Origin of the sequence: Paraburkholderia sp. 35.1 (assembly GCF_050436525.1) — a bacterium.
Lineage (GTDB): Bacteria > Pseudomonadota > Gammaproteobacteria > Burkholderiales > Burkholderiaceae > Paraburkholderia > Paraburkholderia tuberum.
Genome location: NZ_JBNDMJ010000002.1, coordinates 1,406,679 through 1,419,970 on the forward strand (window position 1 = coordinate 1,406,679; position 13,292 = coordinate 1,419,970).

Annotated in this window: 9 protein-coding genes and 1 pseudogene; 7 read left to right on the forward strand and 3 right to left on the reverse strand. The window is 60.7% G+C overall.

Annotation, left to right across the window (positions count from 1 at the left end; genetic code table 11):
• Positions 1-810: 810 nt before the first annotated feature.
• The 6 genes and pseudogenes from OKW27_RS12480 to OKW27_RS12505 all read left to right on the forward strand — a co-directional run bounded on the left by OKW27_RS12480 (position 811) and on the right by OKW27_RS12505 (position 7,863).
• Positions 811-2,106, forward strand: a complete 1,296-nt coding sequence (locus OKW27_RS12480) for an MFS transporter (protein WP_429333632.1) — start codon at positions 811-813, stop codon at positions 2,104-2,106.
• Between the two features lie 269 nt (positions 2,107-2,375).
• Positions 2,376-3,940 (forward strand): annotated as a pseudogene (locus OKW27_RS12485) (methyl-accepting chemotaxis protein).
• Between the two features lie 83 nt (positions 3,941-4,023).
• Positions 4,024-5,232, forward strand: coding sequence for a CaiB/BaiF CoA transferase family protein (locus OKW27_RS12490; protein WP_429333633.1), 1,209 nt, complete (start codon positions 4,024-4,026; stop codon positions 5,230-5,232).
• Between the two features lie 216 nt (positions 5,233-5,448).
• Positions 5,449-6,198, forward strand: coding sequence for an electron transfer flavoprotein subunit beta/FixA family protein (locus OKW27_RS12495; protein WP_090806690.1), 750 nt, complete (start codon positions 5,449-5,451; stop codon positions 6,196-6,198).
• Positions 6,199-6,212: 14 nt separating this feature from the next.
• A complete protein-coding gene (locus OKW27_RS12500) occupies positions 6,213-7,148 on the forward strand; it encodes an electron transfer flavoprotein subunit alpha/FixB family protein (RefSeq protein ID WP_429333634.1) in 936 nt (311 codons plus the stop codon).
• 43 nt (positions 7,149-7,191) lie between these two features.
• The gene (locus tag OKW27_RS12505; protein WP_429333635.1) at positions 7,192-7,863 is read left to right on the forward strand and encodes a hypothetical protein; all 672 of its coding nucleotides are present in this window, start codon (positions 7,192-7,194) and stop codon (positions 7,861-7,863) included.
• A gap of 225 nt (positions 7,864-8,088) precedes the next feature.
• Here OKW27_RS12505 and OKW27_RS12510 read toward each other — a convergent pair whose 3' ends face one another.
• The 3 genes from OKW27_RS12510 to glaH form a co-directional block, all read right to left on the reverse strand.
• Positions 8,089-9,816, reverse strand: coding sequence for a PHA/PHB synthase family protein (locus OKW27_RS12510; RefSeq protein WP_090806685.1), 1,728 nt, complete (start codon positions 9,814-9,816; stop codon positions 8,089-8,091).
• Positions 9,817-10,058: 242 nt separating this feature from the next.
• On the reverse strand, positions 10,059-11,339 hold the full coding sequence (gene lhgO / locus OKW27_RS12515) for an L-2-hydroxyglutarate oxidase (RefSeq protein WP_429333636.1): 1,281 nt from the start codon (positions 11,337-11,339) through the stop codon (positions 10,059-10,061).
• Entirely contained in the window at positions 11,336-12,271 is a 936-nt protein-coding gene (gene glaH, locus OKW27_RS12520; RefSeq protein ID WP_429333637.1) for a glutarate dioxygenase GlaH, read from the reverse strand. Before glaH ends, lhgO begins: the two co-directional genes overlap by 4 nt.
• A 99-nt stretch (positions 12,272-12,370) precedes the next feature.
• Between glaH and OKW27_RS12525 the strand changes: the two genes are divergently transcribed.
• Positions 12,371-13,288, forward strand: a complete 918-nt coding sequence (locus tag OKW27_RS12525) for a LysR substrate-binding domain-containing protein (protein WP_429333638.1) — start codon at positions 12,371-12,373, stop codon at positions 13,286-13,288.
• Positions 13,289-13,292 lie beyond the last annotated feature (4 nt).

Below are 13,292 nucleotides of genomic sequence, written 5' to 3' on the forward strand. Positions count from 1 at the left end.
CCGGCGTTCCATCTTTTGGAACGCCGCGGTGGGTTTTCCGCTGCCAGTGACCCGTCTATCGTGGCCGCGATGCGGCACGAATTGATTGGAACATTCCCTGCATAGTGGCGGCACGTTGGGATGTCATGTCGTCGGAATCGACTTCGCTTCCCGCTCATCCATCCTCTCCTGGACGCTGGTACGCTCACCTAATAGCAGACACCGTATACCAGCACCTCCGGTTGTTTGCTACACGCCGATGCGGGGATCATGCTCCCGCGTCAGCGGATTCGCGTACACGCAGAGCATCATGCCGATCCCGCGATCAGGCCACGCACGTTCCACTTTACTTGCGCCGGACCAGCTCGATCCGGTGCGAGAAATCCCTATCGAGGAACGTTTCGTCGTGCCCCCAATATTAGGAACCTTAGCTTTGCTTGGGGCCTACGCCGCTTCGAAACAGTTCGTTTCTGCGCTCAGGCGTGACGTTTCGCGTGCGGATAATAATTAATGTCGCCAAAAATAATTCTCGGTGCTATCCTGAAATCAGTGTCCGTCGTCTGGCGCTTCGCAGCCGCAAGGGAGGCTTTGGTGCAACACTTATACGGAGGGTGTTCATGCTGGCGAGCGCCTTCCGCAAGTCATCAAGACGCTTGAAATAAGCGTCGAAATCCAAAGCGCGCGCGGCGATACAAAGAAAGCGTTCGGCGATGCTGGCGGTCAGCAGAAACTACTGCCGGTCCCGGTTTAGCGGTCTTGCTTCACACGGGCCAGACGACGCCAGGCGGCACGATTCAATATGAATTTAGAGAATCATTGGAGGAGACAGAATTGAGCCCTTATACAAGTAACGTAGTGCCGGCCGAGTCGGCGGCGGCTACCAGTGGCGCCCGAGTCTACGCCTGGGTGGTATTTGCATTGATGTTTTGCCTTTTGCTGTCTGACTACATGTCGCGGCAGGCGCTCAATGCCTTGTTTCCGATCTTGAAAGTGCAGTGGCAGCTGACCGATACAAAGCTCGGTTCGATTAGCGGCGTGGTGCCGTTGGCGGTCGGCGTGCTGACCCTCCCATTTTCCATAATCGCGGACCGTTGGGGACGTGTCAAAAGCATTGCACTGATGGCTGTGCTGTGGAGTGTTGCCACGCTGGGGTGCGCGATTGCAAGCAGCTACAACGAGATGTTTCTCGCGCGCATCTTCGTTGGTGTTGGCGAGGCTGCTTACGGAAGTGTCGGACTCGCGATGCTCATGAGCATCTTTCCAAAGCGTCTGCGCTCTACCATTGCCGGCGGCTTTACGTCTGCCGCTGCCTTTGGGTCCGTGCTCGGTGTTTCGCTTTCCGGCGTCGTTGCGACTCGCTTTGGCTGGCGCTGGTCGATGGGCCTGATGGCGGTCTTTGGTTTTGTGCTGGTGATCATTTACTTCTTCGTCGTCTCGGAAAAAAGGCTCGCGCGTGCGCATGCGGCCAATGCGAGCGGAACGCCGGTGGCCGAGCGTCTGAAACTGACGCCCCAAGCGCTTTTCTCTGGTCTGTTTCCGTCCCGTTCCGTCTTTTGTGCGTACCTTGGCAGCGCCCTGCAGATCTTCATTCAGGGCACGCTTTTCGTGTGGCTGCCCAGCTACCTGAATCGCTACTGGGACATGCCTGTCAGCAAGGCGGCCGTAGCGGCGGCCGGCCTTGTCCTTGTCAGCGGCATGGGCCAACTCCTGTGCGGTGTGATCACCGACGGGATCAGCCGAGACTCGTCGCTTAAGCGGTGGAACATGGCCATTGGTTATTGCCTCGTGCTGGGCATCCTGCTGGCGGTCGCGTTCCGCTTGCCACCGGGCAATCTGCAGCTCGCGCTCCTTGCGCCCGCGGTGTTTTTCCTTGCCAGTTCGTTCGGCACATGTAGCGCGATTATTGCTGGGGCAACACCGCCAGCTATCCATGGCTCGGCATTTGCAACACTGACGCTGTTCAACAATATATTAGGCCTCGCAGCGGGTCCCTTCTTCACCGGTGTGATAGCGGACTCGGTGGGTCTTCAAGGCGCGTTGCGCCTGCTTCCCCTCGCGGCAGTTCTGCCCTTGACGGTGTACCTCATTGGCCGGTGGTGGCACATCGCGGAAGCGCGACGCGGCTGAGCGTGCTGCCGGCGTGGCGAACCTCCTCGACTGGACGGTTTCTGATGTCCATGTTCCGGGTGGTTCGCCTTGATGGGCCAGCTACACCGCTTACGCCGGGCGAGCTTTGTGCTCTGCACAGCATCGATGGCCGGGATCGCATTGCCGCGTGACGTTTCCGTCTTGCCACGGCGGTGCCGGAACTCGCGTGCGAGCCTGGCTGACCATTACCAACGCAGCACATCGATTTTGCCTGCTCGCGGCTATCGATCTGGAAGGTTCACAAACATATGAAGCTGTCTTTCGTCCAGAAGCTCTGGCTGCCGCTGATCCTGAGCCTGTTGTGTCTCGCGGGAATATCGATCTACGAAGCGTATCAGACGAGAGAGGTGCGGCTGGACGAGCGCAAGGCGGACCTGAAACACGCGTCGGAGCTCGCCTTGAGTGTCGTCAAGACCTTTGGCGACCAGGTGGCAGCCGGCTCGATGCCCTTAGCGGAAGCGCAGAAACGCGCCATGGACAGCATCCGGAACATGCGGTTCGGCAAAGATGGCTATTTCATGATCCTCAATTCGCAGTCGCACATCCTGATGCACCCGGCGAAAGCGGAGCTGAACGGCATGGATGTCGTCGACTACAAGGATCCGAACGGTGTGTATCTCTTCAGGGAGATGGTCGCGGTCATCAAACACGACGGTAAGGGCTTTACCGCCTATACCGCTGCAAAGCCGGGAGTCACCGGATTTTTGCCGAAAATCGCCTGTAGCGTGAGCTATCAGCCGTGGGACTGGATTCTCGCGACGGGCCTCTATGTCGATGACCTCGATGCGGCATTCCACTCGTCGCTGTATCAGAGCCTCGGGATTCTGGTGGTATTGGCCGGCGTTTTATCGGCTGTCGTAGTACTGCTCAACCGTGGCATCCTCCGCTCACTGGGCGGAGAGCCGTCTTATGCCGCCGAGATTGCCAACCAGATTGCTAACAACGATCTGACCGCCGTAGTGAAGACCGCCCCAGATGACCGCTCAAGCCTGCTGTTTTCAATGAAGCGCATGCAGGAGCAACTTATGCAAACGATCGGCGCGATCAAGATCTCGGCCGACTCGATTGCCACCGCCGCTCATCAGATTGCAGCGGGTAACCAGGATCTGTCGCAACGCACCGAAGAGCAGGCCGCCTCGCTCGAGGAAACCGCCTCTAGCATGGAGCAACTGACCTCTACCGTTACCCAGAATGCCGACAATGCGAGTCAGGCCAACCAGCTCGCGGCACGGGGCGCCCAGGTGGCGGAGCAGGGCGGCACCGTGGTGTCACGCGTGGTGGAAACCATGGAAGGCATCAATGCCAGCTCGGACAGGATCGCCAATATCGTTGGCATCATCGAAGGTATCGCCTTCCAGACGAATATCCTTGCGTTGAATGCGCGGCCGTCGAAGCGGCGCGGGCGGGCGAGCAAGGGCGGGGTTTTGCGGTGGTGGCCTCCGAAGTGCGTTCGTTGGCATAGCGTTCTTCGGCGGCAGCCAAGGAAATCAAGGATCTGATCCGCGATTCCGTCGAACGGGTGCGGACAGGCGCCGGCCATGTACAGGAAGCCGGAACGAAGATGCGCGAGATCATTCACGAGATCCGGCGCGTGAGCGCTGCGTCGCAGGAACAGAGCAAGGGCATCGGCCAGGTCAACCAGGCCGTCACGCAGATGGACGAAGTCGCACAGCAGAACGCGGCCCTGGTCGAAGAGGCAGCGGCCGCAGCCAGCTCGCTCAAGTCACAGGCAGGCGACCTGAAAACCGCCGTTTCGATGTTCAGGCTGGACGTTTCGCACGACGCCGGCGCCAGGGGGCTGTCGCAGCCCTGAGTTGCGCTCCGACTGCTCATTCGCGCCAGTAAGAGCGTCTTCGCTCGCTATTCACCAGAAACTCCTGCAAATACGGACTTGCTATGTCAAACCTGAATCCATCGCTGCCGCTCGCGGGTGTACGCGTGCTCGATCTTTCCCGCGTACTGGCGGGCCCGTGGTGCGGCATGGTGCTGGGCGACCTCGGCGCCGAAGTCATCAAGGTCGAGCACCCGAAACGCGGCGACGACACGCGCGATTGGGGCTTGCGCGTCGGATCGACCGAGACGGCCTATTTCAATAGCGTCAACCGCAACAAGCGCTCCGTGAGCCTCGACCTGCAAACCGCCGAGGGCCAGCAGATCGCGCGGGATCTGGCTCAGAAGAGTGACGTCGTGATCCAGAACTTCAAGTTCGGCGGCATGGAGAAGCTGGGTCTCGGCTACGAGCAACTGAAGCAGGACCACGAGGATCTGATCTACTGCTCGATTTCCGGCTACGACCGCACGGGACCGGAAGCCGCGCGTCCCGGCTACGATCTGGTGGTTCAGGGCGAGGCCGGGCTGATGGCGCTCAACGGCGAGGCCAACCAGCCCCCGTTGAAGTTCGGGATTGCCGCAGTCGACATGTTCACCGGGATGTACTCGGCCCAGGCGATTCTGGCGGCGCTCTTCGAGCGTCAACGAACCGGCAAGGGATACCACATTGAAATGGCGCTATTCGATTGCGGACTGATGATCACCTCGTATTGCGGGGTGGAAGCGCTGATCTCGGGCGAAGACACGCCGCGTTACGGAAACGCGCATCCTTCAATCGTACCTTACGGTGTGTTCGATGCCGCGGATGGGCCGCTCGTCATCACGGTCGGCAACAATAAACAGTTTGAGCGCTTTTGCCGGGAGGTAATCGAACGGCCCGATCTTGCCGAGGACGATCGCTTTCAGACCAATATCGGCCGCGCCGCGAATCGGGCGGTACTGGTGCCAGAAATCGATCGCGAAATTGGACGAAGAGAGCGCCGCAGTCTGCTCGACCGTTTGACGCAGGCCGGCATTCCATGCGGTGAAGTTCTCGGGCTCCACGAAGCGCTGACCTCGAAGCGCGCGAGGGATGGCGCGCTCGTGACGGCGCATCCGCATCCCGAGGTTGGCAGCACGCAAGTCCTCGCTCCGCCCTGGCGCTTCGACGGCGCGCGCTTGCCGGTACGAACCGCGCCGCCTCGACTGGGGGAGGGCACGGACGACGTGCTCCAGACGTTGCTCGGGCTGTCCGGTGAGCAACTCTCCCGGTTGAAGGCTGACGGCGTCATTTGACGTCGCGCGCGGACCCAACATTGCGCCCCTGATTACGTGATCCGATGCCGGGACTTTTCTCCACGGGACCAAGCCTCCGACCGACATCGCCATTCGTCTCGGGTACGACATGGAGCGTGTGCTGGCGCGTCTGACGGGACGCGTAGTTCAACTGAGCCGGTTTTCGGGAGTGTTGCACGCTTACGCAGACACTCGTCATCATTTTGAGAGAACAGTATGAAGATTCTGGTACCAGTCAAACGCGTGGTCGATTACAACGTGAAAGTCCGAGTCAAGTCGGATGGCATGGGTGTCGACATCGCGAACGTGAAAATGTCGATGAACCCGTTCGACGAAATCGCGGTTGAAGAAGCCGTTCGTCTGCGGGAAGCGGGTGTGGCGACCGAAGTGATCGCCGTGTCGTGCGGTGTGACGCAGTCGCAGGAAACACTGCGTACGGCGCTGGCCATTGGCGCGGACCGCGCGATCCTGATCGAGTCGAACGAAGACCTGCAGCCGCTGGCCGTCGCCAAGCTGCTGAAGGCGCTGGTCGATAAGGAACAGCCTGGGCTGGTCATCCTCGGCAAGCAGGCCATCGACGACGATTCGAACCAGACTGGTCAGATGCTGGCTGCGCTGGCGAATCTGCCGCAAGCCACATTCGCCTCGAAGGTTGTCGTGGCCGACGGTAAGGCTACGGTTTCGCGTGAAGTCGATGGCGGCGCCGAAACGCTGTCGCTGACGTTGCCCGCTGTGATCACGACCGATCTGCGCCTGAACGAGCCGCGTTACGTCACGCTGCCGAACATCATGAAGGCCAAGAAAAAGCCGCTGGAAGTCGTCAAGCCGGAAGACCTTGGTGTTGACGTCACGCCGCGTCTGAAGACGCTGAAAGTCGCCGAGCCGCCGAAGCGCTCCGCCGGCGTGAAGGTGCCGGACGTGAAGACGCTGGTCGAGAAGCTGAAGACCGAAGCCAAGGTGCTGTAAGGGAGACGGACGAAATGACGAATCTGGTAATTGCAGAACACGACAACGCGTCGATCAAGGCCGCGACGCTGAACACGATTGCAGCGGCGCAGAAGATTGGTGGCGATATTCACGTGCTGGTGGCAGGGCACAACGCACAGGCTGCGGCCGATGCAGCGGCGAAGATTGAAGGCGTCAGCAAAGTGCTGCTCGCCGACGCGCCGCAACTTGAAGCAGGTCTCGCTGAGAACATCGAAGCGACGGTGCTGAACATCGCGAAGGACTACACGCACATCCTCGCGCCGGCAACTGCTTACGGCAAGAACATCGCGCCGCGCATCGCCGCGAAGCTCGATGTCGCGCAGATCAGCGACATCACCGCAGTGGATTCCGCCGACACGTTCGAGCGCCCGATCTACGCCGGTAACGCGATCGCAACGGTGCAATCGCAAGACCCGATCAAGGTCATCACGGTGCGCACGACCGGTTTCGACGCCGTGGCGGCCGAAGGCGGCAGCGCATCGGTGGAGAAGATCGAAGCGGCAGCAGACAGCGGCATCTCGCAGTTCGTTAGCCGTGAGGTGACGAAGCTGGACCGTCCGGAACTGACCTCGGCGAAGATCATCGTCTCGGGTGGCCGCGGTCTGGGCAACGGCGAGAACTACACGAAGGTTCTGGAGCCGCTGGCCGACAAGCTGAACGCCGCGCTGGGCGCATCGCGCGCGGCAGTCGATGCGGGCTTCGTGCCGAACGACTACCAGGTCGGCCAGACCGGCAAGATCGTCGCGCCGCAACTGTACGTGGCCGTCGGTATCTCGGGTGCAATCCAGCATTTGGCCGGCATGAAGGACTCGAAGGTCATCGTGGCGATCAACAAGGACCCGGAAGCGCCGATTTTCAGCGTCGCCGATTATGGTCTGGTGGGCGATCTGTTCACGATCGTGCCGGAGCTCGTTAGCGAGCTCGGCTAACCACCACTAACGCAACACTTCCTCATGAGACTCCATCCTGAATGTGAGCAGGTTCGGGCCCAGGCTCGCCGGCGCGGGCGGCTTCATCAACATCTCGCAGGCTGCGAAGAAGGTTGTGTTTGTCGGAACCTTCACTGCTGGCCGGCTGCGGCTCACCGTCGGCAACGGCAAGCTCAGGATCGTCGAGGAGGGCGCCGCGCGCAAGTTCGTGAACGAAGTGGAGCACCGCACCTGCAGTGGCCGTTATGCGGTGAGCCGGAAGCAGGTGGCGCTCTACGTGACCGAGCGATGCGTTTTCCGGCTCGCCGAGGACGGACTCGAACTCATTGAGATCGCGCCCGGGGTGGATCTGGAAAAGGACATTCTCGCCCTGATGGATTTCCGGCCGATCATGTGCGAAGCGCCGCGACTCATGGACGCGCGCATCTTCCATGTGGAGCCGATGGGTCTGCGTGACGAAATGCTGTGCCTGCCACTGGAAGAACGCTTCACCTACGATCAGCAGCAAAACCTGTTCTTTGTGAATTTCGAAGGCTATACGGTCAAGTCGCTCGCCGACGTGGAGCGTATCCGCAGTCTCGTCGAAGCGAAACTCGGTCTGTTCGACCACAAGGTGTATGCGATTGTTGATTACGACAACTTCGCCATCCTGCCCGACGTGCTCGACACCTATTCCGTGATGGTGAAAGGACTGATTGAGCGTTTCTATTCGTAAGTCACCCGCTACACCACCAGCACATTCCTTCGTGCCAAGCTGGGGGATGCCTTGCGGAACCGCGACGTCGCCCCGTACATCTTTGAAAGCGCGGAGGAGGCGCAGGCGCATCTGCGCGAACTAGGGCAGGCGGACCAATCCTGACGTATGTTGCGGGCAAACTCGCCCGCAACATGACTTCATGGTGAAGCCCTTGAAAGGGCTGGGCCTAAAGGACCTTGCCGGTCACGCGCCCATCACTTCCGGCGGGTGCCTCGCGACGTAGCGCCCCGGCGCTGGCTCGATCGGCTTGTATTTCGCATTGCCCGCCCGCTTAGGCGCTTTGATCTGCTTGCCCGCATGCGGTTTCAGCCAGTTAATCCAGTGCGTCCACCAGCTTCCCGGCTGCGACTTCGCCGTCGCAAGCCATGCCTGCGGGTCATCGCCGAGCGTGCCGTCGACCCAGAAGCTGCGCTTGTTCTTCGATGCCGGATTGATGACGCCCGCGATATGTCCGCTCGCGCCAAGCACGAATTGCGTCTCGCCGCCCACCAGTTGCGTCGAGCGATACGCGCCCTGCCACGGAACAATGTGATCTTCCTGCGTGCCGAAGATATAGCTCGGCATGTCGATCCGCCCAAGGTCCACCGGCGTGCCGCACATCGAGAGCCGCCCTGCCTTGCACAGGTTGTTCTCGAGATACATGTTGCGCAGATACCAGGCGTACATCGGGCCGGGGAGGTTCGTATCGTCGGCATTCCAGTACAACAGGTCGAAGGCCTGCGGCGCACGGCCCTTCAGGTAGTTGTTGACGACATACGGCCAGATGAGATCGTTGGCACGCAGGGTCTGGAAGACGAAGCCAAGTTCGCCGCCCGGATAGATGCCGCCGCGCCCGATGGTCTGCTCGCGCTGCGACACGCCCTGTTCATCAATGAACACGCCGAGATCGCCCGGGTCGCTGAAATCGAGCATGGTCGTGAGCAGCGTGAGGCTTGCCACCGGCTCGTCGCCGCGCGCGCGCAGCACCGCGAGCGCTGACGACAGGATCGTGCCGCCCACGCACCAGCCGACCGCGTTGACCTTGTCAGCGCCGCAGATCGCGCGCCCGACCTCGATCGCCTTGATCGCGCCCTTTTCAATGTAGTCGTCCCAGGTGATGTGGCCCAGGTCCGCGTCAGGGTCGCGCCACGACACGAGGAACACCGTCTGCCCCTGTTCGCACGCGAAACGCACGAACGAGTTCTCCGGCTGGAGGTCGAGGATGTAGAACTTGTTGATGCAGGGCGGCACGATCACGAGCGGCCGCTCGGCGACCTCGTCGGTGAGTGGTGCGTACTGGATCAGCTGGAACAGTTCGTTCTCAAACACCACCGAGCCTTTTGACACGGCCACGTTGCGGCCTACCTCGAAGGCAGTTTCATCGGTGATCGAGATCCGGCCGCGCTTCAGGTCTTCGAGCAGATTGGCGAAACCGGTACGCACGCTCTCGCCCCGCGTCTGAAGCGCGGTTTTCATCGCCTCGGGGTTGGTGGCGGCGAAGTTGGCCGGGCTCATCGAGTCGATGAACTGACGCGCGTAGAAACGCAGCTTGTGCTTTTCCTTCTCACCGAGGGCCGTCGCTTCGACCATGTCGCTGAGCAGGCGCGAGTTGAGCAGGTATGTCTGCTTCAGAAGACTGTACCAGGCATTGTCGTTCCAGGCGTCCGCGCTGAACCGCCGGTCACCGCGCTCGGGCTGGACGGTCGGCGCCGGGGCTTTCCCGGTAGCGCTCGCGACCATGCCCATGTACAAGGCCATCTGCTGCTGCCAGTAATGGGCTTGCGCCTGGGTCAATGCCAACGCCGGCACCGGCGTGCTTCCTGCGCTGGCGGGTGCATCACCGCTCATGCCGGTGAAGGCGTGCAGCAGGCTCTGCCCGGATTTGAAGAAACCCTGGACGAACTCGTCCGGCATATTGAACGGGGAAACCATGCTATCTCCTGAGTCCCGTCGTCAGCATCTCTTAACTCCCTCCTGGCGGCGAGTGTCCCGGCTGACGAGCTTCTGAATTGAATGGGTCAAGCCCCAGATTCCTGTCCCGGCTCAATATACCGCAGCTTGAGTTGCAGTATGCACCGTGCGCACTGGCCGCGACCCAAAGTCATCCGCACGGCGCACGCCATGCGCAGGCGCCTCCTTTGATCTCCTATGCAGAAGGTCGCCTGGCCGTGTGCTTACCCGGTCGCCAGACCATGTGCCTGATCTGTCGAGTGCGAGCGGGTAAGTGGAGCAAGATCGAAACGCTTGTCGAACTCATCGACGAGATAGCTGCCGATCGGCAACGCGGAGGTCGCCGCCGGTGAAGGTGCGTTGCATACGTGCAGGCTGCGCTGTGACGAACGGATCAGGAAGTCATGCACCATGCTGCCGTCCGCCATCACAGCCTGCGCGCGTACGCCGGATGGGTAAGGCTCGAGGTCGGACAGTTCGAGTTCCGGACAGTATCGGCGGCACAGTTCGAGATAGCCCCGTTTCCACAGCGAGTTGCGCATTTCGATGAGCCCCGATGTGCCATGCTTTCCGAGCATCTTCCAGAAGCCCGGGAACGCTGCCATGCCGGCGAGATCCTTCAGATTTGCGTCGCGCCAGCGATAGCCCTCGCGCGCCAGCGCCAGCACGGCGTTTGGACCCACCGTGATATATCCTCCGATCATGCGCGTCAGGTGCACGCCGAGAAAGGGCAGCTCAGGATCTGGCACCGGATAGATCAGGTGCTTCACGATGTCGTTCTTCGACGCCGGCAACCGATAGTATTCGCCGCGAAACGGCACGATCCGAAAATCGAGATCGACATTGCACATCTTCGCGAGGCGATCCGCCATCAGCCCTGCGCAGACGATGGCGTGCTTTGCCCGGAAGCGGCCGCCCGAGGTCTCCAGAGTAATGCCGTTTTCGTCCTCGTGGAGCGCGTCGACACGCTGGTTCAGCAGAATCTGCGCGCCTTGCTCCTGCGCGAGTCGCGCCATCGTCATGGTCATGCCCGGATAGTCCGCGATGCCGCTCGACGCCACGCGGATCGCCGCGCGACCCGCGATGCGCGGCTCAAGTTCCCTCAACGCCGCCTCATCGAGCATCTGTGGTTCGAGCCGGTTCTGCTCGCAACGTGCGTAGAGCGCATTCAGCCTTTCGATTTCGACGTGTTCGGTCGCGACGATCAGCTTGCCGCATTGCTCGACCCGCACGTCATGGCGGCGGGCGAACTCATAGGTCGCGGCGGCACCTCGCCTGCAGAACTCGGCCTTGAGGCTTCCCGGCGCGTAGTACACGCCGGCGTGGATCACGCCGCTGTTGTGACTGGACTGGTGAGCTGCGAGTGAGGCCTCCTTCTCGAGCAGCAGCACGCTCAGTCCCGGATGACGTTCGATCAGTTGCGTGGCCGTCGATACACCGACGATGCCACCGCCTACGATAAGGACGTCGGCGTCATAGCCGCGGTGATGCTGGACGGTTGTCATTTTGAGAACACTCCGCGTTGGCGCATCAGTTCACGATGAAGCGCCGGATCCTTCTTGAACGGCGCCCGGCCGTGCAGCCAGAAATAATTGTTGAGGACCACGAGGTCGCCCACGGGAAGCGGTACCCCGCGCGTCGCGGAGGACGCTTCCATCGACGCCGACAAGTCGTGCAGATAAACCGCTTCGGCGGATGAACGGGGCTGCACGAATTGATCGATGAACGACATCGCCAGGCCATACTCGGTCTGGAAGAACACGGGGCGTTCGACTTGCGCATCGACGTTCTTCGAGCCGGGCGCCTTGTAGAGAAATGGCCGGGTGCCGAGTGGATTGTTGAGGAAAGTGTCGCGCTCGCTCCAGTCGTCGAGATGCATGAAGCGCGACTCGCCGCCGAGCGCGTTCTTTTCCGCGAACTTCATCATGAGCAGCCATTCGGTCGGCTCTTCGACAAAGGTTCCGTCTGTGTGCAGCGTGAACAGGCGGTATGCCTGACGCAGGTATGAGTCGCTGTTGTCCGTGTCCTTCACGAGGAAGCGCGCGTAATACGTGCCGGACATCGCGTCGTGATTCGCCGGTCCAAGCAGGTACCCGACTGCCGTTCCGAAAAGGACGAAATCGCGAGGATCGGTGGTCCCGTCCTGGACGCCTAACGTGAATCCTCCGGTGGATCGGTCCCGCACGAGTTGCCGAAGGGCCGGGGCGAAACTGTCGCCGACTGCGCGCTCGAGTGCGTCCGCAACCATAAAGCGCATGAACGGTACGTACTCGAGGTTCTGGAGGTCGATGTCTTTGACTGAAGAGAAGAATTTCTGCAACGCGTCACGTTGCACCGTGATATGACGCAGACGTTCGTGATGCGGATGACGCTCGATCGAAAACTTCAGTTGCGAATCGACCGGTGCGGCCATCGGCAATGCGGTGACAGAGCTCATGAATGTGTCCTTGTGAAGAAAGTATGGTTATTTGACTCCTTATCTGTGATTCGTTAAATACGTATAAACTGTTTTTTTATTTGCAAATCGAGATTAAAGATGATCGATAGCCGGCAACTCAAACTATTCGTCGCATTGGCCGAAGATTTGCACTTCGCTCGCACAGCCGACCGGCTCGATATCGCACAATCGGTGCTCAGCCAGCAGATCAAGAGGCTCGAAACCGATCTCGGCGTACGGCTGCTCAACCGCAACAAACGTGCGGCGATCACGCTAACCAATGCAGGCGACGTTTTTCTGTTCGAAGCCAAGGCCGCACTGCGGCAACTGGAGCGCGCCGACCGCATCGGGCGTCTGGCCGCAAGAGGAGAAGCAGGTCACGTCGCGCTCGGCTATATCGGCTCGGCCGTTACGACCGGGCTGCTGCCCGATACGCTCAAGGCATTCAGGATGGCGAGCCCGGACGTCCGCATGCACATCGTGGCGATGGAAACACCGACGCAACTGGAACGTTTGTCGGACGAGACCCTCGATGTCGGTTTCATTCGGCCTCGCGCGCACTATCCCGACGGGGTCACAGCCAAAGTCGTTCAGCGCGAACGCTTGCTGATTGCTCTGCCGGCGGACAGCCCACTCGTGCGCGCGAAAGCCGTGAAGGCTTCCCAGTTGCGGAGGATGTCATTCATTGCGCCGCAGTTCAATGAGGCGGCCGGCTTCGCGGAGGATCTCGCCAGACTTGGCCGCGTCGGTGGGTTCGACGCGCAACCGGAGTATCGGGTCAACGATTTCATTACTGCGGTCAGCATGGCGTCTGCGGGCTACGGGGTAGCCCTCGTGCCTCAATCCATCCAGGGATTCGCCCAACCCGGCGTGGTGTTCAAACCTTTAAGCGACTTCGAAGATCAGGTCGAACTCGCAGTGGCGTATCGTGTTCGCGAGCATTCGCCTTGCGTGCGGGGGTTCATCGATACAGCGCTGTCATACGGCGGCCTCGCTAAGCGCCAGGGGACGAGTTGACACT

Bases quoted from the DNA above. Each gene is read 5' to 3' on its own strand.
- OKW27_RS12490 (WP_429333633.1), top strand. From the start codon at position 4,024: ATGTCAAACCTGAATCCATCGCTGCCGCTCGCGGGTGTACGCGTGCTC.
- OKW27_RS12495 (WP_090806690.1), top strand. From the start codon at position 5,449: ATGAAGATTCTGGTACCAGTCAAACGCGTGGTCGATTACAACGTGAAA.
- OKW27_RS12500 (WP_429333634.1), top strand. From the start codon at position 6,213: ATGACGAATCTGGTAATTGCAGAACACGACAACGCGTCGATCAAGGCC.
- OKW27_RS12510 (WP_090806685.1), bottom strand. From the start codon at position 9,816: ATGGTTTCCCCGTTCAATATGCCGGACGAGTTCGTCCAGGGTTTCTTC.
- lhgO (WP_429333636.1), bottom strand. From the start codon at position 11,339: ATGACAACCGTCCAGCATCACCGCGGCTATGACGCCGACGTCCTTATC.
- glaH (WP_429333637.1), bottom strand. From the start codon at position 12,271: ATGAGCTCTGTCACCGCATTGCCGATGGCCGCACCGGTCGATTCGCAA.
- OKW27_RS12525 (WP_429333638.1), top strand. From the start codon at position 12,371: ATGATCGATAGCCGGCAACTCAAACTATTCGTCGCATTGGCCGAAGAT.